The sequence below is a fragment of the Chlorogloeopsis fritschii PCC 6912 genome (assembly GCF_000317285.1).
Taxonomy (GTDB): Bacteria; Cyanobacteriota; Cyanobacteriia; order Cyanobacteriales; family Nostocaceae; genus Chlorogloeopsis; species Chlorogloeopsis fritschii.
The window spans coordinates 135,225-160,501 of record NZ_AJLN01000085.1; the positions used below are offsets into that span (position 1 = coordinate 135,225).

Here is a 25,277-nt window from a genome sequence, read left to right on the forward strand (position 1 = left end):
TGAATCGCTAATCCAAATTTCTAACAATTGATAAACAAACCACAATCAACTCCTCGTCAAATCCCGTAAGAACGGGGATAGGGCTTGAGGAGTTTCTTAGCCTGATAAATATAAATGACGTTGGTAACTACACCACCTCGTCGAATCAATACTGTTTCGAGTTCAATTAGGCTGCTAAAGTAAGTTCGATAGCTAGCCATCAAGTCTTTTCTGTTATTAAAAGAGGCAGTAGTGATATACAGAGCATCTTTTCCCAACCATTGATCGGCCCTTGACCAAAAAGCAAAGCCACGTAAATCTTTACCAATGTCAAAACAAGTAATCGGTATTTGAGCTAGAGGTCTAAGGGACATGGCAATCGGCCCACCCAGGTAATAGCGATTGGTGAATATAAAGTTAGAGTTCTCTAACGCCGCACGCAGGACAGGAGATTCAGCAAAGCCGCGCCGTAGTTGCTGAATATCAATTAATTCTGTAGAGGGATCGTCCTTGGGGGGTAAAAACCCTCCCATCAAAGCGTATTGGCTGGGCTTTTGTAATATTCCTGCTGTCACTTGGAGCAGAAGAATAAATAAAATGGTGGCAACCATAATCCCTGAACCTAAAAGCCATCGCCGCACCCGAAGTCGGGATTGCTGCTCCCAGATGACTGCCCGTTGTCCTAAGAGTAAAGTAATTCCCCAAAATCCTGGCATCGGCCAAGCTGGCAAAATTTGCCGATATCCCCCCAGGACTGTAAATCCTAAAATCAAGGGCAGAGAAACCCATAAAATCAATAGTTCACAAGCCTCTAAATCTCTCCCATAGTTTGGTGATTTCCTAGAAAAAAGTTGAGTTATTCGAGCCAGGGCTGATTGCAAACTCACCCACCACAGCGGTAATCCAATGGTTGGGAACAGGTAAACTACTCCAGCTAAACTGACGGCTCCTACACTCAGCAGATTGTAGCCGCTTTTGGGTACCGCTCGCTGTGATTGAAAACTAAAGGACACCCAATTATGCTGCATATTCCAAAACAATATTGGCAAGATAGTTATGACAAATAAACCTAATCCTAACCATGCCCAAGGAGAGCGGACTACACAGCGATGAGGTGGACTTGTTAAACAAAAACCAATTAGCCCCAGACCCAAAACAAAACCGTGATATTTGCTTAGGCAGGCTAATCCAACTAGGATACCAAGGTAGCTCAAGCGATAACTAGGGACATACTTCACAAGGCTTTGCTTTTGAGTTCGAGGCTGCCGAAAAAATTCATTGGCTGCACAATATAAACTGGCTGACCAAAAAAACATCAGTGGGCTGTCAGGTAGGCTGAGGATGCCAAAGCCAACTAGAAAAATTGGGCTTATGGTAGCGATCGCCAATGTTAGGTTGGCAGCCTTGGCAGAAAATAGTCTTTTGCTAGCCAGATACAATAGCACCAAACTGCCTGTGTACAAAATCAGCGCTCCCAGGCGAATCGTGAATTGGGATACATCTCCAGTCAACCACGGCCCAAAACCAGTTGTGAGTGCAACCAGAACTGGATGATCGAAATAACTCCAGTCCAGATGCAGGCTGTAAAGATAGTAGTAAGCTTCATCAAAGGTAGGGTAAAGCCAGAAAGCAAGGAAGCCTCGAAACAGCAGTCCCCCAAACAGCAAAAAAAATACTGACAAATTAGTTTTTTGCGCTAACAATTTCTGAGCTATTTGCATTTACTTGAATTCTTACCCAAAATATTTTGGCTGGCTGTATGCTTGCACTAAATCCACTATTTGCTTAAACATTTGGTGATTATATGCCACACAACCGTTTGAAATCTTCCGTTTTTCAGTTTTTACGTTAAGCTAGGTCATTTATGCTACCATTTCTACTTGCTTCTCTCATCTGATTTGGGCCTTTTTTTGGATTTGTGACAAATAGTAGTAATTTTATTTTTATGAAAATGGTTCAACAAGAACAGCCTGTTTATGAATTACCTGATGAATATACCCTCAAACGCAGTCATGATTTGTACACGGTTTTGAGAATTTTAAAACGACTGAGTCAGTTATTTATTTAAGGGAATTAATTAGTTATTTTTAGATAAAACTATTTTGTAGCAAAATTGTAGCGATCGCTTTTTTAATTGTGAACAACTTGACTTTGCCTTATTTGCCTCAAATGCCAGAAATTTGGCAATCTACTCTCAATTGGCAACCAACAGCCCAGCAGCAAGAACAATTCCAAAGATTGTATGAATCAATCTTAGAGGGTAATCAAAAGCTGAACCTAACTCGCATCACTGCCCCTGAAGAATTTTGGGAAAAGCATCTTTGGGATTCTTTACGGGGAATCGCCCCTTTGTTGAAAGATGAGAAATTAGGGGAAGCTAGTTCTCCTACTTGTGTTGATATTGGTACAGGTGCGGGTTTTCCAGGAATTCCAGTCGCAATTGCTTTACCCGATTGCACGATTACACTTTTGGACTCTACTCGAAAAAAAATGGCTTTTCTGGAGCAAGTAGTGTCTGCACTTGAGCTTAATAATGTCAAAACTCTAACAGGCAGAGCTGAAGAAATAGGACAACAATCTCAACACCGCCAACAATATGATATGGCATTAATTCGCGCTGTTGGGGCAGCCTCTGTTTGTGCAGAATATACTCTACCACTGCTTAAACAAGGTGGTTTAGCAATAGTTTACCGGGGTAACTGGACGGAGGATGAAAACACTGCAATGGAAAATGCAGTTCAGCAACTGGGTGGCGTGATTGAATCAATCGAAAAATTCACAACTCCCTTAAGTAATAGCATCCGCCACTGTCTTTACTTACGCAAAGTTGCAACTACACCAGTTCAATTTCCCCGTGCGGCTGGTATACCCACACAAAAACCTCTGTAAAGCCATCTTTTGTCCTTTTTTGTTTGCATTCACAATTAAAACAGGACAAAAGACGAATACTAGTTTTTACTGGTTAATTAGCTTTCTAAGCTTTTTGGGCATCTGCAAAACGCCTGTTAATCTCATCCCAATTCACAACATTCCACCAAGCATTTAAATAGTCGGCACGGCGGTTTTGGTACTTCAGATAATAGGCGTGCTCCCACACGTCATTACCCATGATTGGATATTTGCCTTCACTGAGGGGAGTATCTTGATTGCCTGTAGTCATAATCTCAAGCCTGCCATTTGGGTTGCGAACAAGCCAAACCCAACCACTACCGAAACGCTTGGTACCAGCTTCATTAAACTGCTTTTTAAAATTTTCAAAACTGCCAAAGTTTTGTTTAATTGCAGATGCGATCGCTCCTGTTGGCTCTCCACCACCCTTTGGTTTCATGATTCTCCAAAACATCGAGTGGTTTACATGACCACCACCATTATTGCGTACTGCTGTGCGAATGTCTTCTGGCACGCTATTGAGGTTACGTAATAAATCTTCAACACTTCTATTTTTGAGCTGTGGATACTTGTCTAATGCTGCATTCAAATTTTTGACGTAAGTAGCATGGTGTTTACCATGATGAATGCGCATTGTAGCTGCATCTACGTATGGTTCTAAAGCTGTAGGTGTATAAGGCAAAGGTGGAAGTTTAACCTCTCCTACACTGCTTGCAATAGTTGTAGTTGATTCAGTAGTGGTAGTAGCTAAGTTAGAAGTAGCAGTAGTTGCTGAGGTGGCAGCCGAATTACCCTCTGTCGAAGTACAACCATAGAAGGCAGCAGCACTAGCACTTGCTCCAAGTAAAAATAAGAAATGCCGACGATTAAGAGTCATGTTAGCCAACGAAACCAATAAATCGGTGAAATTTGTTTGCAGTTTTTATTTTCTTAGATAAACTCACCGATTCATAGATATTTCGGACGCAGATGCGATTAATTAATCACATCTTTAAACTTTACAAGAGTTAATATGTTAACTAGCTTCGTGACAAGCGCTGTACTGCTTCACCACCTAAAAGCTGATGTGCTTGTGCAAGTAAGCGGGGAATTTTGTCAGCATGGGGGCTGCGAGCAAGACATTTTCGCAAGTCTAGTTTATCTATTTTGTCTGCTTGATTACCAGGAAGCCAGTGACCGCCATTACCAAGTAGGTTGTAGCGCATTTTTGCATAATCAACCAGATCGTAGGCGATCGCTAAATTTCTCAGCCACAAAATTACAGGAATATTAACTTGTCCGGGCGTTTCTTTATAGGTGGGCAAATTGACGTGCCAAGTTTTAACCCAGTCTTCTCCCAAAGTTGCTATGGCTTGTTCCTCTAATCGTGCCAAAATCGGTGGCAAAATACTTGAGGCATGATCCAACAACTCTAAAGTTTTCAGATGTTCGTCGAAGTCTGTTGGTTTTGCTGCACCTAAGCTGAGAGTATGCACTTGAGAATGACTCAAACAAAATAGATCGTTAAACACCATCGGACTTAAGGGAGCACAAAGCTTAACTAACTTTTGTGGCGGATCGTATAACTTTCCACCTTTATCAGATGGACTAATGATAAATACTCCCATATCATGCTGGGTGGCAGCTTCAATGGCAGGCCAATTATTTTGATTAATGTAATACCAATGCAGATTAATATAATCAAATTGGTTGGTATTAATTGTCTCAATAATAGTATCTGTCGCCCCGTGAGTGGAAAAGCCAATAAATCTAACTTTACCTTGTGCTTGCAGTTTTCTTGCTACTTCTAGACAACCACCCGGACGAATGCTGTAGTTTAACAATTCAGTATTATTGATACCGTGTACTCCCAGTAAGTCCACGTAATCTAGCCGCAGGTTTCGTAGTGATTTTTCAAAGTCACGTTGAAATTCTTTAGCATCTGCTTTCGGACTTACTTTCGTCTGTACGATTAGCTGTTCGCGGGGGAACTTGGGCAAAATTCGCCCTAACTGCATCTCCGAAGTTCCATAGCCACGGGCAGTTTCGATGTGATTGATGCCTACTTCTATTGCGCGTCTAATAGTCGCTTCCAGATTTTCCTGGCTATGTTTGGGAATTTGCCACTGCGGTACATCTTGCCATTTATATTGGTATCTCATCCCCCCGCAGGAAAACACAGGCATTTGTAATTCTGTGCGACCAAATCTTCTGTATAGCATCCACTACACGCGTTACAATTTTTAAACTTTTCACTCAATACCTATAAATTTTAACTCCTCTTGACAAAGCAAAGCCCCGGCTAGAATTCTAGCTGGGGCATCATTAGCATTGTCGGTTAATCTAGAATCTTATCTGCTAAATCTTAAGAAAGTGTTAAATATTAAGAAACCTTAGCAAATTGATGAAATTAGCAGGATATTGTTAAAGTTTTATGACTCAAGCATGGACATCTCATAGAATGCGCCAAAGCTTAATTTTTTTGTCGTAGCTACCACTAGCAAGTACTTTGCCATCAGGGCTAAAAGCGATCGCACTCACCCAATCGGAATGCTCGTTGAGTGTATTTAATAATTTTCCTGTGGTTAAATCCCATAGCTTGATACCATCTCTACCAGCACTAGCTAGGGTATGTCCATCTGGGTTGATGGCAATAGCGTTCACCCAGTTGTTATGGGCTGTTAAGAAATGGAGTATCTCCCCTGTATTCACTTTCCAGATTTTAATGGTGTGATCGCGACTGGCAGTCACTAAAGTCTGACTATCTGGTGTCAAAGCGAGAGCAGTAACTGTATCAGTGTGAGCAACAAATTTACTGATTACTTTGCCAGAATTCAAATCCCACACTTTAATTACCCCTTGATTGTCACCGCTTACTAATATTTGACCATCAGGACTAATCGCCATTCCTGAGATGATATTATCAAAGCGTACCAGAGTAGCTAAGGGACGCTGTTGTATAAAATCCCACAATTTTATTCCGTCTAAACCCGCGCTTGCTAGAACTTTTCCGTTGGGGGTAATAGCTAGCGATAAGACATTACTACTATGTCCTAGCAAAGAACGGTTGAAATTATGAGTTTTAAGATTCCAAAGATTGATTGTGTTGTCATTACTACAGCTAGCTAGGGTTTTACCATCAGGAGAAATCGCTAAGGATTCCACAGTTGTTTTGTGGGCTTTACGAATAATTCCAATTCGCTTACCAGTTTTTGTGCTCCACAGGCGAATCACACCATCATTTTCTGCGCCACCGCTTACAAGAATTTGGCTATTGGGGCTAAAGGTGAGAGATTTAACTGTTCCAGAATGCCCTTTAAGAGTGTAAGCTAACTGATAATGGGCAAGATGTTTGGTTGTTAAGGGATTAGTTTTAACTTCAATCGCTGCATTGGTCGCAATTGGTATGGACACGCAAAGAGTGCTTGCTATGCTAATTACTAAGCCAATTGTGCTGTGATGGCAGAATTTATACTGACAATTATTCATAAATTTTAGGATTGGGGCGTTCGGGATGTGCGCACGACGGAGTCACCATCCCCGCATAAAGTGCGATCATCTAATACATATCTTTCGGTTGTTTGGCACGAAAAAATTCACCTACAACTTACAGATGCAGGTATTTGACGATGTATTTATAGTTCCCCAATTCCTAATCTAAAATTTCAAATCTAATATTTACTGGGGTGGTTTTTTCTTAGTAATAGTCAGCATTGGTAAAGTCGGAGTGGAAGAGCGGGAGGGCAAGTAATGTTGCACTACAGGCTCCTCTGGAATAGGGCGGCGCTGTTGGCTACGCCATACCTTAAATAAGAGCGTTACCCCTGCTGTTCCCAAGCCAAAAGCGAACAATGACCAGCTATCGTCGAATCCACCAATGATCGCATCTACTACGCCCATCGTAATCAAGACACTAATTAGCGGTTCTTTCCGGTAGGCTGATTTTAAAACACGAGGCAATACAGCATTCATCACAGCTTGGTTTATTTTAAGTTCACCTGATTGTTTAAATTTACCGAGATTCTTTACATCCGCAATTGGCACTCTATTTAGAAGAGCCTCTATCATATTATAGTTTTCTTGCCTAAACGATAACATTAATACAGCTTTCCAAATCCGCTGTACAATCAATTTTGTAGAGTGGGCACTTCCTTGCTTTTCTCAAACCCTTATTTTTAGGTTGTAGACAGTACTCCGAAGTTCTAAGCCTCCTTGTGGAAGAGCAATGCTTACGGAGGAAACCTCCGCACAGACTTCTCTCCACCTTACAGATAGTTGGCGATCGCTATAGTTAGACTTGTATTAATTGCTAATCCTAATTTGTATCAGAATTTTTTGTAGGGTGGGCACTTCCTTGCTTTCCTCAAATCCTTATTTTGAGGTTGTGGACAGTGCCCACCTTAAGGATAGTTAGCGATCGCTATAGTTAGACTTGTATTAATTGCTAATCCTAATTTGTATCAGAATTTTTTGTAGGGTGGGCACTTCCTTGCTTTCCTCAAATCCTTATTTTGAGGTTGTGGACAGTGCCCACCTTAAGGATAGTTAGCGATCGCTAAAACTAGACTTGTACTAATTGCTTATCCTATTTCAGACCAAGCCACGATAAAACCCCTTGGTCAGTGACATATTCAATCACTACCATAATAATAAAGCCGATCATCGCAGCTCTACCATTTAAACGCTCGGCATATTCATTAAATCCAAATTTTGGTTCTTCTAGCTTTGGAGTTACGCTTGGCTGTGGTTGTGTCATCATTTCAAAAACCTCTATCAAGAAGTGAAAACTAATCAGCGCTTTGCTGGCAATATATTTTGAACTGTGCAGCCCAATTGCCGCTTTTACAATTATTTACTATTCTTAATATATTTTAGAGAGACTCTGGAAATCGTCAAGGGTAATTGTTGGAAGTATATTTGGGCAATGTCAGGGCTAGCCAATACCTAATTTGAAAAACGCAATATATAGTTGTACCGAAAGATAGAAGGCATGAGGTAGAGGGCAAAAAAGCGGCTGGACAGTTATGCTGAAGTTACTAATTGCTAATTATTTGTAGAACTGGATATCGGGTAATTTTCGTAGTCTCTGATTCAAAATCACAAAGATGAGACTGACAAACTAAAGCTAAACAAATATTATTTTAGAGGCTGTAAATGGAAATAGGTGTTCCCAAAGAAACTAAGGATCAAGAGTTTCGAGTTGGGTTAAGTCCTTCTAGCGCTAGAGTCTTAAAAGAAAATGGTCATGCCATTTTTGTAGAAACTCAAGCGGGTGTAGGTGCTGGATTTACAGATGATGATTACAGAAGTGTTGGCGCAGAAATTGTCCAGACTTCGGAAGCAGCTTGGAATCGAGATTTAGTCATCAAAGTTAAAGAACCACAGGCTATAGAGTATAAATTCTTGCAAAAAGGACAAATACTTTTTACATATTTGCACTTAGCTGCCGACCGAAAATTGACAGAACACTTGATTGATTGTGGCGTCTGCGCGATCGCCTACGAAACAGTTGAACAAGACGGAGCTAACAAATTACCCCTGCTGACACCAATGAGCATTGTTGCTGGGAGATTGGCAGTGCAATTTGGAGCAAGGTTTTTAGAACGTCAACAAGGTGGTAGAGGTGTTCTTTTAGGGGGTGTTCCTGGAGTCAGCCCTGGTAAAGTGGTAATTTTAGGCGGAGGAGTAGTTGGAACAGAAGCTGCGAAAATCGCTGTTGGAATGGGAGCGAGTGTTCAGATTTTAGATGTGAATATAGAACGTTTGGGTTATTTGGAAACTTTATTTGGTTCGAGAGTGGAACTGCTTTATAGCAACTCTGCCAATATTGAAGCAACCGTTGCCCAAGCAGATTTACTGATTGGTGCGGTTTTATTGCCAGGACGTAGAGCACCGATCCTCGTCAATCGCAATTTGGTAAAACAAATGCGTTCTGGTTCAGTCATTGTTGATGTGGCAGTAGATCAAGGTGGTTGTGTGGAAACCTTACATGCTACATCTCATACTCAACCAGTCTACATCGAAGAGGGTGTTGTACATTATGGTGTTCCCAATATGCCAGGGGCAGTTCCTTGGACAGCAACTCAAGCTCTTAACAACAGTACTTTACCATACGTGTTGCAATTAGCAAATCAGGGTTTGGAAGCATTAAAAAATAACCCAGCTTTGGCTAAGGGGGTGAACGTGCAGAATCATCGCTTAGTACATCCTGCTGTAGCTGAGGTATTTCCGGATTTGGTTTAGCGGATAGTTCGTAGGGGCGGGTTTTGCTGATTATCTTTGACTCAAAACAGATAATTTATCTTTTAAACCCGCCCGTACAGTGGTTAATTGCCATTAGCTATTAACTATTACCACTATCCACTAACTAATTTTCTCAGACAATACAATTGCCTTGCACCAGTTTTGCCACAGAACTAATCAAATTGGTTGGTTCAACTGGCTTGGATATATAGATTTGGCAGCCTAATTCTAGGATTTGGCGAGAACTTTGCGGCTTGGGATCGGTGAAGAGTGCAATAGCTGGTATTTGTCTTTCTTTTTGTGGTTGCAAATTTCTTAGTTTCTGGAGCAGGGTGTAGTCGTCTTTTTCTAACAGGCAGATGTCACCGATTAGGATATCTGGTTGTGATTTGTCCATAGCTGAAAGTGCGAAACTAACCGAAGCGGCAGCTGTTACTTTTGCTCCAGATTCTTGCAATAAGTTGCAGATATGCTCTCGCGTATCAGTATCATCATCTACTAGTAGTACCTGCAAACCATCAAGAGGTGAATCAGAAGAACAGAGAGATTTTGCCTGGTGAGGAGATGAGCTAGGATTTTTTGAGCGATCGCCCCATTCCTTCTCCTCCCTATTTTCCCCCGTCTTTTGTTGTATACCTGTTTCTGATAAAGGCAGTTTGACAGTAAAAGTAGCTCCCTGCCCTACTCCTGGGCTATCAGCATGAACGCTTCCACCATGCATTTCTACTAAATAACGCACGATCGCCAAGCCCAGCCCTAATCCACCGTGGTTTCTCGTTATACTACCATCTGCTTGACGAAAGCGATCAAAAACATGGGGAAGAAAATCTGGGCTAATACCAATACCTGTATCTTTTACAGTAATTTGAGCATAATTGGGGATTGGGGAGCTAGCCCGTGACAATCGCACCTCTATTCTGCCGCCACTAGGTGTAAACTTAATGGCATTGTTAAGCAAATTCCATACCACTTGTTGCAAGCGGTTGGAATCTCCTGAGACGATTAAAGAATGGGGGGGAAAGGGAAGACGCTCTGATGGAGAGAATGTTTGTGTCTGGGCATCTTTTTGTTCTTCTATCTCCGTTTCTTCTACTTGGCTGGTTTCAATGAAGCACTCAAGTTGAATATTTTTCGCTTCTGCTTCTAAATGTGCGCCGTTGGCGACTGTTGAAATAATAGTTTCCAGATTTACTGGACAGATATTTAGATTTAACTTGCCTCGCATAATTCGCGAGACATCTAAAATATCTTCTATTAGTTGTGCTTGTAAAGTTGCATTACGCTCGATTGTTTCTATGGCACGGGCGATCGCTTTTTCATCCAATTTTCGCTGACGCAGTAGTCTTGCCCAACCAAGTATGGAAGTTAGGGGTGTGCGGAGTTCGTGGGAGAGGGTTGCTAAAAATTCATCTTTGAGGCGATTTGCTGTTTCTGCTTCTTGTCGTGCTGTTTGTTCGCGGATCAGTTTGATGTGATCTTCTTCAGCTTTTTTGCGATCAGTAGAATCTTCTACTGTACCGACAAATCCGATGACGCTACCTTCTTCTGAAAGCATTGGGGATGAAGATAGGTAAACCCAACGCTCATTTGCTTCCGGGGTGAGGATGCGAAATTCGCCTTTATATTCTCGACCCTCTGTAGCAGCAGTATACCAGTCGGAAACAATCTGTTCTTTGTCCTCGGCATGAATTCTTTGTGTCCAAGCCTCGTCAAAGTTTTCCTGGGTTGTCAAACCAAAAATAGCTTGGTAGCAGGGATTAACATAAGTGCATTTACCTAATTTATCTGCAAGGAAAATACCAACAGGTGAGCAAGCGCTCAAAGAGCGAAACATCTCTTCGCGTTTTCTAAGTTCAGCATTCATTGCCGATAGTTGTAAGGCTTGGCGCTTCACCTCGGCAGTTTTCTGAAATAAATCAATAAATGCTGCCACCTTAGATTTTAAAATTTCTGGCTCAATTGGTTTGAATAAGTAATCTACTGCACCAAGAGAGTACCCTTTATACACCATATTATCACTGGTGTTGAAAGCCGTGACGAAAATAATTGGTGTGTAACGCGATCGCTCTCGTTGTCGAATCAGCGCTGCTGTCTCGAACCCGTCCATATCTGGCATCTGCACATCAAGCAGTATCACGGCAAAATCCTGATTGAGCAAATGTCGTAAGGCTTCTGCACCTGAAGTAGCCCTTACTAAATTTTGACCGAGGCTATCTAAAATTGCCTCCAGGGCTAGCAAGTTTTCTGGATGATCGTCTACCAACAGAACATTGACTTTCGGTTCAAATGACATTTCGACTGTACGCTTTTAGAAATAGACCAAACGGTTTTGGTGTCTTTGTTATTGACTTTGACGTTTTAGCTGGCTCTGTTCACACTATCTTAAGTTATAGATTTATTTTTCTACTAATATCAATAGTTTATAGGTTATCAGAATACAAATATTAAGGTAAAAAAGTTTGCAATTCAAAGATTGCAAATATTTACTAAGAACAATGCGATATACTCTAATGGTAAAATTTTGTCTACAACTCCAGCGGTGATAGCAGCCGCGGGCATAACTGGACAAAAGGCTGTGGATGGTTCCTCTGCTATGGTCAAACCACCCCGTGCTTTGATTTTTGCCAATCCTTGCACACCATCTTGATTGGCTCCTGTCAATAGAACGCCAATAACTTTCTCGGCATAGGCATCAGCCGCTGTTTCAAAAAGTACGTCAATTGATGGTCGTGCGTAAGTGACGGGAGCATCGGTAGAGAGAGTAAAATAAGCATAGCTTACGGTTTTATCTTTATTTTCTATCAGCAAATGATAATCAGCTGGTGCTAAATATACCGAACCGGGTAAAATTTCTTCTTTATCTTCCGCCTCTTTGACACTTAAATTGGTGTAATTCTGCAATAAAGCTCTTAGCCTGCAATCAGAATCTTTATGACGATGTTGAACAACAGCTATAGGTACTGGGAAGTTTTCAGGCAAGTCTGATAATATCACTTGCAGAGCGTTCAATCCACCAAATGAAGTACCGATCGCAATCAGTTTAAACGTCATAATCTTGTTACTGGTTAGTAGTTAGTAGGGGAGGCAGCGCGCCCTTGGAGGTTAAGAGGAGCTAACAAAAACGTCTCCGGCTCCACGCCACATGCTTTATGCCGGGAAACCCGTCCACCGCAGTGGCTCCTCCGTTGTAGCGACTGCCGTGCGAGTTTTCTTGATTAACTTTGGGTTAGAACCGACAATTTATCTTTTAAACCCGCCCGTACTGAATTGTTAATTGTTCATTGCCATTAACCATTAGCTATTAGCCACTAACCCCTAGCCCATTTTGCGGTAAAGCTTTTCACTACCTACTATCTGCTCATAGTCTTTTTCGTGAGGTGTAAACTTAATTGATTCTTGACGCCCTAAGCCTAAAACTCCTAATCTAACTAAACTATCGTATAAAAGTGTATGAACTCGACTTTGTAATGCTTTATTAAAATATATTAAAACATTTCGACAAAAAATCACATTAAATTCATTAAAAGAATTATCAGTTGCCAAATTGTGCAATGAAAAAACAATATTTTCTTTGAGTTCTGATGAAAAAATAGCGTTACCATACGCAGCAGTATAATATTCTGAAAAAGATGTTTTTCCTCCTGCTTTTATATAATTAGCGGTATATTCTTGCATTAATTTTAGAGAAAAAATTCCAGATTTTGCTTTACGTAATACAGTATCGTTAATATCTGTAGCGTATAACCGCGAACGGTGATAAAGACCTTCTTCTTTGAGCAAAATCGCCATAGAATAAACTTCTTCACCAGTAGAGCAACCAGCGTGCCAAATGCGAATAAAAGGATAAGTTCTCAGTATTGGTACAACTTTTTGTCTAAAGGTGAGAAAAAAATCAGGGTCTCTAAACATCGTTGTAACATTAACTGAAAGATTGAACAAAAATCTTTCCAGGTATTCGCGATCGTGAAGGATTTTTTCTTGTAAACCGGATATGGTAGTTAAGCCTTCGTTATGAATCATATTCCAGATCCGGCGTTTCAGTGAAGCTAAGGCATAATTTCTAAAATCAAATCCGTGATAACGGTATACACCTTCTAAGAGCAATTGAATTTCTATATCTTCGAGTTGTTCTCTCTCCATAATATTTCTTAAATCCACAAGAAGATGCCTCATTTTTTGGTTGTAAATCTGTTGAAAAAATTAATCACTATATAGAGGCTTTACCTCTTGCTCACTAAATTTGAAGTATCACAATTAAATGGCGATATTACCATCCTCCTTGACTTTGCAGCCTATTACATTCCCTCTTGATTGAAGGAAACTTAAAATCTCCTTTCCAAATAGAGGGATATTTAAGTACAAGTATTTAGAGAAACTGTGTTGGCTATTATTTTTTATAGAATGAAAGTGTTAAATCCTGCATCCATCTACAAATCAGAAATCATCACTAATACCTCTACCTGAGGTTTTAACCTTATCGATATAGCCAAACACGCAGCAGTGAAAGCAACTGTTCGGTATCTACAGGCTTTGTAATGTAATCGGATGCACCAGCCTCGATACATTTTTCGCGATCGCCTTGCATGGCTTTAGCAGTCAAAGCAATAATCGGTAGGGATTTAAATTCAGCTTTTTGACGGATGCGACGGGTAGTTTCATAACCATCCATTTCTGGCATCATGATATCCATCAGCACAACATTGATATCTGGATTGTTTTGCAAAACTTCTATGCCGTCATTTCCGTTTTCAGCATACAGAATTTGCATTTGATAACGCTCCAGCACACTAGTCAGGGCAAAGATGTTACGTACATCGTCATCAACAATCAGAACTTTTTTGCCTGCCAGTAGAGAGTCAGAGTTTTGCAGTTGTTCGAGCATTAAGCGTTTGGGCACGGGCAATTGAGCTTGCACGCGGTGCAAAAACAAAGCCGTTTCATCGAAAAGACGTTCCGGAGAGCGGACATCTTTAACGATGATTGTCTCTGCCAAGCGCCTCAGTTGTGTTTCTTGTGCCCTAGTCAGTTCTCTGGCAGTATAGACGATAACAGGTAGTGCTTCACCATCAGAAGAAGATTTGATTTGTTCAATCAACTCAAATCCACTCATATCTGGTAGTCCTAAATCCAGAACAAGGCAATCATAATGCTGGGAAGCAATCGCTCTTAGAGCTTCACTGCCAGTACTCACAGCAGTAGTAACTACATCGCTGTTACCAATTAGTTCTATAATGCTTTGACGTTGATTTTCGTCATCTTCGACAATCAGCAAATTTTTAACTCGCCGTTCCACAAAACCTTTGATTTTGGTTAATGCTTGTTGCAGCACTTCGCTACTAATCGGCTTTTGTAAATAGGCGATCGCTCCTTGTTGCAAACTACGCTGACGTCCTTCTTCAACTGTCATGATATGTACTGGGATGTGACGTGTATGGGGATTGTGCTTGAGGCGATCAAGTACCGTCCAACCGTCCATTTCTGGCAGGCGAACATCGAGAATGATCGCAGCAGGCTGGTACTCGGATGCCAGCGCTAATCCTGTACTACCACTTTGGGCTACAATACCCTTAAATTCGTGTTCCCGTGCCATCTCCAACAAGATCCGGGCGAATTTAACATCGTCTTCGACAATTAAAAGTACGCGATCGCCTTCTGCGATATTGTCTCTGTCGTCAATTAGGGGAGACTGGGAAGAAGACGCGGAGAGCATGAGACGCGGTGACGCGGAAAGATTATTAAAAATATTCTCCGTGTCCCCGCGTCCCCGTGTCAGAGTCTCCTCTTGTTTTCTCGTATCCCCTTGTCTCCTTGTCCCCTTGTCCTCTTGTCCTCCCGACTGCGGCAAATACAGCGTAAACGTGCTACCTTCTCCCGGATTGCTTTCTAAGGTGATTTCCCCATCTAAAAGCCGGGAAATTTCCCGGCTTATCGACAAACCCAATCCTGTACCACCATATTTGCGACTGGTAGTACCATCTGCCTGCTGAAATGCGTCAAAAATAAGTTTCTGCTTTTCCGGGGCAATACCAATACCTGTATCTTTGACAGCAAAAGCTATGACAGTCTCAGCACTATTCAAACTTTCGTGATTTGAACTCCATCCTTGTTTGGCAACAAATACTCGCAAGCGTACCTCACCACGTTCTGTAAATTTAATCGCGTTTGATAGTAAATTTTTCAGAATTTGTTGCAGGCGTTTGGCATCAGTGTAAATTGTTTTTGGTAGTTCTGGAGATAGCTCAATTGAGAAATTTAGTCCTTTGTCTTGAGCAAATTGCCTAAAATTACGTTCTAGATAATCGCGCAAATCAAACAACTGGATCGGATTTATGTCAATTGACATAGTTCCAGATTCAATTTTTGCCAAATCTAAAATGTCATTTATTAACGACAATAAATCGTTACCAGCAGCGTAAATCGTGCGGCTATACTCAACTTGTTTATCGCTCAGATTACCATCAACATTGTCTGTGAGCATTTTTGCCAAAATCAACAAGCTGTTGAGTGGTGTCCGCAATTCATGGGACATATTCGCCAAAAACTCTGACTTGTATTTAGAAGAAAGTTCCAACTGCTCGGCTTTTTCTTGCAAAGACAGCCTTGCTTGTTCAACTTCTTGATTTTTGCGTTCTACTTCTTCGTTTTTTGTAGATAGCAATTCTGCCTTTTCTTCTAACTCTGCATTGAGTTGCTCCAATTCTTCGTTCGATTGTTGCAGTTCTTGCTGTTGTTGTCTTAAGAGTTCTTCTGATGCTTGCAATTGTTGGGCTTGTTGTTCCAAGCGCTCGTTGGTTTCTTGCAGTTGTTGTTGGCGAATTTGTAGCTGTTGTGCCAAAATTTGGGATTCTTGCAGCAGCTGTTGGGTGCGGTTATCAGCAGCGATCGCATTCAGGACTATACCAATAGTTTCACTAACTTGATCTAAAAAATTTAAATGCAAATCGCTAAATTTTTGAAAAGATGCGAGTTCAATTACTGCTATTACCTGTTTTTCAAATAGAACAGGCAAGACAATAATATTTAGTGGCTTGGCTTCCCCCAATCCAGAACTTATTTTGATATAGTCGCTCGGAACATCTGTTAGTATAATTTTTTGTTTTTCAAGGGCACATTGTCCTACCAGCCCTTCTCCCAAGCGGAATCTATTCGATAGCTGTTTACGTTCTTGGTAAGCATAGCTACTCAACAGCTTCAGTACAGGTTGTTCGCCTTCAGAATCCATTAAGTAGAAAACGCCTTGTTGTGCGCCTACCAATGGCGCTAGCTCTTGTAAAATCATTCTTGCCACAGTTTCCAGATTTCTCTGTCCTTGCAACATCCGGCTAACTTTAGCAAGGTTTGATTGAAGCCAGTTTTGTTCGTTATTTTTGAGATTTGAGGAGCGTAAATTAGCAATCATCTCGTTAAAAGTCTGCGCCAAAATCCCAATTTCATCTCGGCGCTTGCCAGCAGATACACTGACAGATAAATCTCCCTCTGCTAACTTTTCTGCTGCTTTGGAGATTTCTTCCAGGGGTAGAGAAATATTTCTGGTGAGATAAATGCCAATTAAGGTTAAGAGTAAAAAAGCTAGAGGAGCACCATAGGTAATAGTTTCTATTGCTTGTCGTGAAGCTAGTTGAGTCTGCTGAGTACGCTGTTGCAATAATTGACGCTCCTCAGCTTCCATTTCTGCAATTAGTTGACGAATTTGATTCATTAATTCTCTACCCTGATTCGTCAATACAAATCGCCTTGAAGCTTCAAATCCTTGATTATTCAGTAATGTAATTCCTTGCTGAAGTCTATCTATTCTTTGGTCAATTACTGGCTTGAGCGACTTAATTCTCTGTTGTTGTCTAGGGTTATCTGCTGTTAGTTTTAGGAGAGAGTTAAAATTTTTTTCAATTAATGGAAGCGCATTTTTATAAGGTTTTAGGTAAATATCTTCTCGTGTAATTAAGTAACCTCGCTGTGCTGCTTCAGCATCTTTGATATTAGCAATTAAATTATCCAATTCTCCTATCACTTCATAAGTATGCCTTTGCCACCTAGAAGTTTCAATTAAGTCGTTTGTAGTGCGATATGCAATTATTCCTAAAGCAGTAAGAATTGATAACCCCAATGCAAAGCTTGCACCTATTTTAGTAGCAATTTTTAAATTCTTGAGCATTTAACATTAGCTAGCTTTAAATATATTTATATTATTTTTTAAGCAAATTATTTATAACCAATGATGATAATTACAATAATGCCAATTAATAGATATTTCTAGTTAATTATATCGTTCATAGTTCACGAGTATGAACTATGAACGATGACAATACAGCTATCGATATAGCCAAACACGCAACAGTGAAAGCAATTGTTCGGTATCTACAGGCTTTGTGATGTAATCGGATGCACCAGCCTCGATACATTTTTCGCGATCGCCCTGCATGGCTTTAGCAGTCAAAGCAATAATCGGTAGAGATTTAAATTCAGCTTTTTGACGGATGCGACGGGTAGTTTCGTAACCATCCATTTCTGGCATCATGATATCCATCAGCACAACATTGATATCTGGATTGTTTTGCAAAACTTCTATGCCGTCATTTCCGTTTTCAGCATACAGAATTTGCATTTGATAACGCTCCAGCACACTAGTCAGGGCAAAGATGTTACGTACATCGTCATCAACAATCAGAACTTTTTTGCCTGCAAGTAGAGAATCAGTGTTTTGCAGTTGTTCGAGCATTAAGCGTTTAGGCGCGGGTAATTCGGCTTGCACGCGGTGCAAAAACAAAGCCGTTTCATCGAAAAGACGTTCCGGAGAGCGGACATCTTTAACGATGATTGTCTCTGCCAAGCGCCGCAGTTGTGTTTCTTGTGCCTTGTTAATTTCCCTGCCGGTGTAAATTACAATCGGAAGTGCTTCGCCATTGGGAGAAGATTTGATTTGTTCAATCAACTCAAATCCGTCCATGTCTGGTAGTCCTAAATCCAGAACCAGGCAATCATAATGCTGGGAAGCAATCGCTCTTAGAGCTTCACTGCCAGTACTCACAGCAGTAGTAGCAACATCGCTGTTACCAATTAGTTCTATGATGCTTTGACGTTGATTCTCGTCATCTTCTACGATTAACAAATTTTTAACTCGCCGTTCCACAAAACCTTTGATTTTGGTTAATGCTTGGTGCAGCACTTCGCTATTAATCGGCTTTTGTAAATAGGCGATCGCTCCTTGTTGCAAACTACGCTGACGTCCTTCTTCAACTGTCATGATATGTACTGGGATGTGACGAGTATTAGGATCGTGCTTGAGGCGATCAAGTACCGTCCAACCGTCCATTCCCGGCAAGCGAATGTCGAGGATAATGGCAGCAGGCTGATATTCCTCTGCTAAAGCTAAACCTGCACTGCCACTTTGGGCGACAATTCCCTTAAATTCATGTTCCCGTGCCATCTCCAACAAGATCCGGGCGAATTTGACATCGTCTTCGACAATTAAAAGTACGCGATCGCCTTCTGCAATATTGTCTCTGTCGTCAATCAAGGGAGTGGGGGAAGAAGACGCGGAGAGCATTAGACGCGGTGACGCGGAAAGAGAAATATTCCCCATGTCCTCTTGTTTTCCCGTATCCCCTTGTCTGGTTGTCCCCTTGTCCTCTTGTCCTCCTGGCTGCGGCAAATACAGCGTAAATGTGCTACCTTCTCCCAGGGAACTAATAAGTTTAATTTCACCACCGAGTAGGTAGGTAATTTCTCTACTAATCGACAAGCCCAAACCTGTGCCGCCATATTTGCGACTGGTGGTACCATCTGCCTGCTGAAATGCCTCGAAAATAATTTTCTGCTTTTCAGGAGCAATGCCAATACCTGTATCTCTGACAGCAAAGGCTATCACCCAAGGAGCGTTATTCAAAGTTTGGCGATCGGAACTCCACCCCTGCTTTGCTGCAAATATCTGCAAGCTTACCTCGCCACGTTCTGTAAATTTAAATGCATTTGCCAATAGGTTTTTGAGGACTTGTTGCAGACGTTTGGCATCGGTATAAATCGTTCTCGGCAATTCTGGAGCTACTTCAATGCTAAAGTTAAGTCCTTTGTCTTGAGCGTATTGTCTAAAATTACGTTCTATGTGCTCTTGTAAGTCGGATAACCGCATTTGCTCCATGTCTATTGACATAGTTCCAGATTCAATTTTTGCCAAATCCAAAATGTCGTTGATTAATGACAATAAATCGGTACCTGCGGAGTAAATCGTGCGGCTATACTCGACTTGCTTGGTGGTAAGGTTTCCATCAGGGTTTTCGGTTAGCAATTTAGCTAAAATCAACAAGCTATTGAGTGGTGTCCGCAATTCGTGCGACATATTCGCCAGAAATTCTGACTTGTACTTAGACGACAGCGCCAACTGCTCGGCTTTTTCTTCCAAAGACAGCCTGGCTTGTTCAATTTCGTAATTTTTGCGCTCAACTTCTTTATTTTGTTGTGCTAATAACTCTGCCTTTTCTTCGAGTTCAGCATTAGTCTTTTGTAATTCTTCTTGCTGGTTTTTCAGTAAATCCTCGGATGACTTGAGTGTTTGAGCTTGTTGTTCCAAACGCTTGTTGGTTTCCCGAAGTTCGTTTTGCTGAATTTGTAATTCTTCTGCTAAAGACTGCGACTGTTTGAGTAGTTCTTCGGTACGCATACTAGCAGCGATGGTGTTTAACACGATCGCTATACTTTCTGTCAGTTGGTCGAAGAATGTCAGGTGAATTTCGCTAAAGCGCCGGAAGGAAGCAAGCTCAATTACCGCCGATACCTGTCCTTCAAATAGTACGGGTAGCACCACGACATTGAGTGGAGTAGCCTCGCCTAAGCCAGAACTGATTTTGATATAGTCTTGCGGTACTTCTGTAAGCAGAATGCGTTCTTTTTCCAAAGCGCATTGTCCCACCAAGCCTTCACCCAAGTAGAAGCGGTTGGCAAGATGTTTGCGCTCGCGGTAGGCATAGCTGCTGAGTAGTTTTAAAAATGCTGGAGTTTCTGCAGCCTCGATGATGTAGAAAACGCCATGAGATGCGCCCACCAGTGGAGCCAACTCCGAGAGAATTAGTTTGGATACGGTTTCTAAATCGCGTTGCCCTTGGAGCATTCGCGTGAACTTAGCCAGGTTAGTTTTCAACCAGTCTTGTTCAGTATTTTTCTGCGTCGTCTCTCGCAGATTGGCAATCATCTGGTTGATGTTGTCTTTGAGGATGGCTACTTCACCTTGAGCTTCAACGGAAATTGAACGTGTCAAGTCACCCTTCGTAACGGCAGTTGCTACTTCGGCGATCGTCCGCAACTGGGTAGTTAGTGTGGCAGCAAGTTCGTTCACGTTATCAGTCAAATCTTTCCAGGTGCCAGCAGCCCCCGGCACTTTGGCTTGCCCGCCCAACTTACCTTCAATCCCCACTTCCCGCGCCACAGTAGTGACTTGGTTAGCAAAAGTTGCCAATGTATCAATCATTTCATTGATGGTTTCTGCCAAAGCCTCGATTTCACCCTTGGCATCCAGCATCAGTTTCCGCTTCAAATCACCGTTGGCAACTGCCGTTACTACCTTCGCGATACCCCGTACCTGTGCCGTCAAGTTACTCGCCATCGAGTTCACATTGTCGGTCAAATCTTTCCATGTCCCAGCAACACCTTGAACCTGGGCTTGACCGCCAAGTTTACCTTCAGTTCCTACCTCCCGCGCAACCCGTGTTACTTCTGATGCAAAGGAACTCAGTTGATCTACCATGACGTTGATAGTGTTTTTCAACTCGAAAATTTCACCTTTAACATCAACGGTAATCTTCTTCGAGAGGTCACCATTTGCCACCGCCTTCGTCACTTCAGCAATGTTGCGCACCTGTGCCGTCAGGTTGCCTGCCATCGAGTTAACGTTATCGGTTAAATCCTTCCACGTGCCAGCCACACCCCGCACATAAGCTTGGACACCAAGTTTACCTTCGGTTCCCACCTCCCGTGCAACTCGCGTTACCTCACTAGCAAAGGAGTTGAGCTGATCCACCATCGTATTGATAGTGTTCTTCAACTCCAAAATTTCACCTTTGACATCAACAGTGATTTTCTTAGAAAGGTCACCATTCGCTACAGCCGTAGCAACTTCTGCAATATTACGGACTTGTGATGTCAAATTTCCTGCCATCATATTCACGCTGTCGGTCAAGTCCTTCCACGTGCCAGCAACACCCCTGACTTCTGCTTGCACGCCAAGTTTACCTTCAGTTCCCACCTCCCGTGCAACTCGCGTTACTTCACTTGCAAAGGAGTTGAGTTGATCCACCATCGTGTTGATGGTGTTTTTAAGTTCTAAAATTTCACCTTTAACATCGACGGTGATTTTCTTAGAAAGGTCACCATTTGCGACTGCTGTTGTCACTGCGGCAATATTGCGCACCTGTGCTGTCAGAGAACCAGCCATAAAGTTAACGCTGTCGGTTAAATCTTTCCAAGTTCCTGCGACACCTCTGACGTCTGCTTGTACGCCTAGCTTTCCTTCAGAACCTACTTCACGAGCAACCCGCGTTACTTCAGAAGCAAACGAATTGAGCTGATCCACCATGATATTAATGGTGCTTTTCAACTCCAGAATTTCGCCTTTCACCTGTACCGTAATTTTCTTGGAAAGGTCACCGTTAGCAATGGCTGTGGCAACTTCTGCAATACTCCGCACCTGATCGGTGAGGTTACCCGCCATCATATTTACTGCACCGGTCAAGTCTTTCCATGTCCCGGCAACGCCTTTAACCTCAGCTTGCACACCGAGTTTACCTTCGGTTCCCACCTCACGGGCAACCCGCGTTACTTCACTAGCGAAAGAACTAAGTTGATCCACCATCGTGTTAATGGTGTTTTTCAACTCCAAAATTTCACCTTTAACATCGACAGTAATTTTCTTGGAAAGGTCACCATTTGCCACCGCTGTCGTTACTTCGGCAATGTTGCGCACTTGTGCTGTCAGAGAACCTGCCATAAAGTTCACACTGTCAGTCAAGTCCTTCCAAGTACCTGCTACACCCTTCACTTCCGCTTGCACGCCCAGCTTGCCTTCTGCACCCACTTCGCGAGCAACCCGCGTCACTTCACCGGCAAAGGAGTTAAGCTGATCCACCATTGTGTTAATGGTGTTTTTGAGTTCTAAAATTTCACCTTTAACATCGACAGTAATTTTCTTAGAAAGGTCACCATTTGCCACTGCTGTCGTCACTTCGGCAATGTTGCGTACCTGTGCTGTCAGAGAACCTGCCATAAAGTTCACACTGTCAGTCAAGTCCTTCCAAGTACCTGCAACACCTCTGACATCTGCTTGTACGCCCAATTTACCTTCAGAACCAACCTCCCGTGCAACCCGCGTTACTTCAGAAGCAAAGGAACCAAGCTGATCCACCATGATATTAATGGTGTTTTTGAGTTCAAAAATTTCGCCTTTAACATCGACAGTAATTTTCTTGGAGAGATCGCCGTTGGCAATGGCTGTGGCAACTTCCGCAATATTACGGACTTGGCCTGTCAAATTTCCAGCCATCATATTCACACTGTCGGTCAAGTCCTTCCAAGTGCCAGCAACACCCCTGACTTCCGCTTGCACACCAAGTTTTCCTTCAGTTCCCACCTCGCGGGCAACTCGCGTTACCTCACTAGCGAAGGAGTTAAGCTGATCCACCATTGTGTTAATGGTGTTCTTTAACTCCAAAATTTCGCCTTTGACATCAACGGTAATTTTCTTGGAAAGGTCACCATTTGCCACTGCTGTCGTCACTTCGGCAATGTTGCGCACTTGTGCTGTCAGAGAGCCAGCCATAAAGTTTACACTGTCAGTCAAGTCCTTCCATGTACCAGCTACACCTCGCACTTCTGCTTGACCACCGAGTTTTCCTTCTGCACCTACTTCGCGAGCAACCCGCGTTACCTCACTAGCAAAGGAGTTGAGTTGATCCACCATGATGTTAACGGTGTTTTTCAACTCCAAAATCTCGCCCTTGACATCGACAGTGATTTTCTTAGAAAGGTCACCATTTGCCACTGCTGTCGTCACTTCAGCAATATTACGGACTTGAGCGGTTAAATTTCCCGCCATCATATTTACTGATTCAGTCAAGTCTCGCCAAGTGCCAGCAACACCCCTCACTTCTGCTTGCACGCCGAGTTTTCCTTCTATACCTACCTCACGGGCAACTCGCGTTACTTCACTAGCAAAAGAATTGAGTTGATCCACCATCGTGTTGATGGTATCCTTCAATTCTAAAATCTCACCTTTAACATCAACGGTGATTTTCTTGGAAAGGTCGCCATTCGCCACTGCTGTTGTTACTTCAGCAATGTTACGAACTTGAGCAGTCAAGTTACCTGCCATCAAGTTCACGCTGTCTGTTAAATCCTTCCAAGTACCAGCCACGCCCGGTACTTGGGCTTGCACGCCGAGTTTTCCTTCAGTTCCCACCTCGCGAGCTACCCGCGTTACTTCACTGGCAAACCCGTTGAGCTGATCCACCATCGTATTTACCATTTGGGCAGTTTGGTAAAATTCGCCTTTGAGAGGTCTGCCTTCAATTTCTGGTGCAATCCTTTGGGATAGATCGCCATTCGCAACGGCTCGGATCACTCGTGCTGTTTCCGCTGTCGGCTGCACTAAATCTGTAATTAGTGTATTGACAGAATCAACACAAGCAGACCAAGAACCGCGTACATTTCCCAAAGAAGCACGTTCGGAGATTTTGCCTTCTTTACCAACAACGTTACTAATTCGCTGTAGCTCTGCTGCCAGTCGCTCATTTTGCTCAATAATATCGTTGAGTGTATCGGCAATTTTTCCTGCCATACCAGTTTGGTCTATAGGCATCCGCGCTGAAAAGTCGCCTTTTTTGACAGCCGATAAGGTTCTCAGTAGCTGTTTTAAATCTAAATTGTCGCTTTCTCTGGTTAACTGTTCAGTGGGCATACGGTTAAATGCAAAAATTTATACACTTAGTGCTAAAGCCGACTATTAGTTTCAATTGCGCTTTTCTTACGAGAGGTATACCAACCTATTTAGTCACGCCAGAAGAAACTTTGCTGTCGTTAGTTGGCTGGGCAAGTTGTGATGTATAGACTATAACGAATTAAAAAAAATCCGATCTAGCTATATAAATAAATCTATCTACAAGTATGATTAAAATTTATTAAAATAGGCAAACCCAAAATTTAGAAGGTAATCACAACGGAGCGATCGCTTCTTGAGTCAAATGGTATATTAAATAACTCATGCTAATTAGTATATGGATATAGTCACTTAAAAAGCGATTCCTCTTGAGTTACGACAACACCTGCAAATACCTTGCCGAACACTACCCTGCTGATTTTGCCAGATGGTTACTTGCATCTGACACTTCCGATATACAGGTACTAAAAACAGAACTGAACCTTGAACCAATACGCGCTGATTCGGTAACGTTTTTACAAATCTCCAACCAAATCCTACATTTAGAGTTTCAAGCTTCCCCAGCATCCACACCCTCATTAGACTTTCGGATGCTGGATTATTACACCAGATTAAAACGACAATACTGGTGTGATATTCAGCAGGTGTTAATTTTCCTTCAAGCTACATCTTCTGAAATCGTTTTTCAAAATCAGTATATAGACACAAACACCACACACCGATATCGAATCATTCGTTTATGGGAAGAAGATCCCACACCACTACTAGCTAACCCCGCACTCTTACCACTGGCGACGCTAGCCCAAACCAACTCACCTCAAGCTTTATTAGAGCAAGTCGCTGCTGCTGTCGATATGATTGAAGAAACAGACGAACGACAAAACATATCAGCTTGCGTGCAGGTTTTGGCTGGTTTGCGGTTTGAGAAAAATCTGATTAAACAGCTTTTCAGAGAGGAAATTATGCAAGAATCTGTAATTTATCAAGATATTTTGCAGAAGGGAGAAGAACGAGGAAAGAAACAAGAGGCTTTAGCGCTGATTCTACGTCTTTTGACACGTCGGTTTGGTGTAATTGAGCCAGAGATAGAACAGCAGATCCGCACATTCTCTATTACTCAACTAGAGGAATTAGCTGAGGCGCTGTTGGATTTCAATAGCCAAAGTGATTTAATAAATTACCTTACAAATATCTCTCCTCCTCAAACCAGTTAATAAGATTGAAAAGCAGTATCCAAGCGATCGCTTCACCTAACACTACTCAACTACAA

At 42.1% G+C, this 25,277-nt stretch carries 15 protein-coding genes; 4 read left to right on the forward strand and 11 right to left on the reverse strand.

The window, feature by feature from the left end; all coding sequences use genetic code 11:
• Positions 1–56 precede the first annotated feature (56 nt).
• A complete protein-coding gene (locus tag UYC_RS0116980; protein WP_016872406.1) occupies positions 57–1,700 on the reverse strand; it encodes an ArnT family glycosyltransferase in 1,644 nt (547 codons plus the stop codon).
• Between the two features lie 224 nt (positions 1,701–1,924).
• Here UYC_RS0116980 and UYC_RS39940 point away from each other — a divergent pair, with 224 nt between their 5' ends.
• Positions 1,925–2,047 (forward strand): hypothetical protein, encoded by a 123-nt coding sequence (locus UYC_RS39940; protein ID WP_268743974.1) that lies wholly within the window; start codon positions 1,925–1,927, stop codon positions 2,045–2,047.
• Positions 2,048–2,115: 68 nt separating this feature from the next.
• On the forward strand, positions 2,116–2,868 hold the full coding sequence (gene rsmG, locus UYC_RS0116985) for a 16S rRNA (guanine(527)-N(7))-methyltransferase RsmG (protein WP_016872405.1): 753 nt from the start codon (positions 2,116–2,118) through the stop codon (positions 2,866–2,868).
• 85 nt (positions 2,869–2,953) lie between these two features.
• Here rsmG and UYC_RS0116990 read toward each other — a convergent pair whose 3' ends face one another.
• The 5 genes from UYC_RS0116990 to UYC_RS37250 all read right to left on the reverse strand — a co-directional run bounded on the left by UYC_RS0116990 (position 2,954) and on the right by UYC_RS37250 (position 7,603).
• Positions 2,954–3,745: a superoxide dismutase gene (locus tag UYC_RS0116990; protein WP_016872404.1), complete on the reverse strand. Its 792-nt coding sequence runs from the start codon at positions 3,743–3,745 to the stop codon at positions 2,954–2,956.
• A 142-nt stretch (positions 3,746–3,887) separates the two neighbouring features.
• Positions 3,888–5,069 (reverse strand): aldo/keto reductase, encoded by a 1,182-nt coding sequence (locus UYC_RS0116995; RefSeq protein WP_016872403.1) that lies wholly within the window; start codon positions 5,067–5,069, stop codon positions 3,888–3,890.
• Between the two features lie 232 nt (positions 5,070–5,301).
• Positions 5,302–6,261, reverse strand: a complete 960-nt coding sequence (locus tag UYC_RS0117000) for a WD40 repeat domain-containing protein (RefSeq protein ID WP_016872402.1) — start codon at positions 6,259–6,261, stop codon at positions 5,302–5,304.
• A 264-nt stretch (positions 6,262–6,525) separates the two neighbouring features.
• Positions 6,526–6,819 (reverse strand): hypothetical protein, encoded by a 294-nt coding sequence (locus tag UYC_RS0117005; protein WP_026087295.1) that lies wholly within the window; start codon positions 6,817–6,819, stop codon positions 6,526–6,528.
• Between the two features lie 613 nt (positions 6,820–7,432).
• Entirely contained in the window at positions 7,433–7,603 is a 171-nt protein-coding gene (locus tag UYC_RS37250) for a chlorophyll a/b-binding protein (protein WP_016872400.1), read from the reverse strand.
• 398 nt (positions 7,604–8,001) lie between these two features.
• On the opposite strand from UYC_RS37250, the gene ald reads away from it, so the two are divergent.
• Positions 8,002–9,090, forward strand: a complete 1,089-nt coding sequence (gene ald, locus UYC_RS0117015; protein ID WP_016872399.1) for an alanine dehydrogenase — start codon at positions 8,002–8,004, stop codon at positions 9,088–9,090.
• A 133-nt stretch (positions 9,091–9,223) separates the two neighbouring features.
• Here ald and UYC_RS0117020 read toward each other — a convergent pair whose 3' ends face one another.
• From UYC_RS0117020 to UYC_RS0117040, 5 genes are all read right to left on the reverse strand, one after another.
• Positions 9,224–11,383 carry a hybrid sensor histidine kinase/response regulator gene (locus tag UYC_RS0117020; protein ID WP_016872398.1) on the reverse strand — a complete coding sequence of 720 codons (2,160 nt, stop codon included), beginning with the start codon at positions 11,381–11,383 and terminating at the stop codon, positions 9,224–9,226.
• 173 nt (positions 11,384–11,556) lie between these two features.
• Positions 11,557–12,141, reverse strand: a complete 585-nt coding sequence (locus UYC_RS0117025) for a chemotaxis protein CheB (RefSeq protein ID WP_016872397.1) — start codon at positions 12,139–12,141, stop codon at positions 11,557–11,559.
• Between the two features lie 264 nt (positions 12,142–12,405).
• Entirely contained in the window at positions 12,406–13,230 is an 825-nt protein-coding gene (locus UYC_RS0117030; protein WP_016872396.1) for a CheR family methyltransferase, read from the reverse strand.
• A 334-nt stretch (positions 13,231–13,564) separates the two neighbouring features.
• A complete protein-coding gene (locus UYC_RS35595) occupies positions 13,565–17,242 on the reverse strand; it encodes a response regulator (protein ID WP_016872395.1) in 3,678 nt (1,225 codons plus the stop codon).
• Between the two features lie 156 nt (positions 17,243–17,398).
• The gene (locus tag UYC_RS0117040; protein WP_016872394.1) at positions 17,399–24,028 is read right to left on the reverse strand and encodes a HAMP domain-containing protein; all 6,630 of its coding nucleotides are present in this window, start codon (positions 24,026–24,028) and stop codon (positions 17,399–17,401) included.
• Between the two features lie 347 nt (positions 24,029–24,375).
• Between UYC_RS0117040 and UYC_RS0117045 the strand changes: the two genes are divergently transcribed.
• A complete protein-coding gene (locus tag UYC_RS0117045; protein ID WP_016872393.1) occupies positions 24,376–25,221 on the forward strand; it encodes a DUF4351 domain-containing protein in 846 nt (281 codons plus the stop codon).
• The last annotated feature ends 56 nt before the right edge of the window (positions 25,222–25,277 follow it).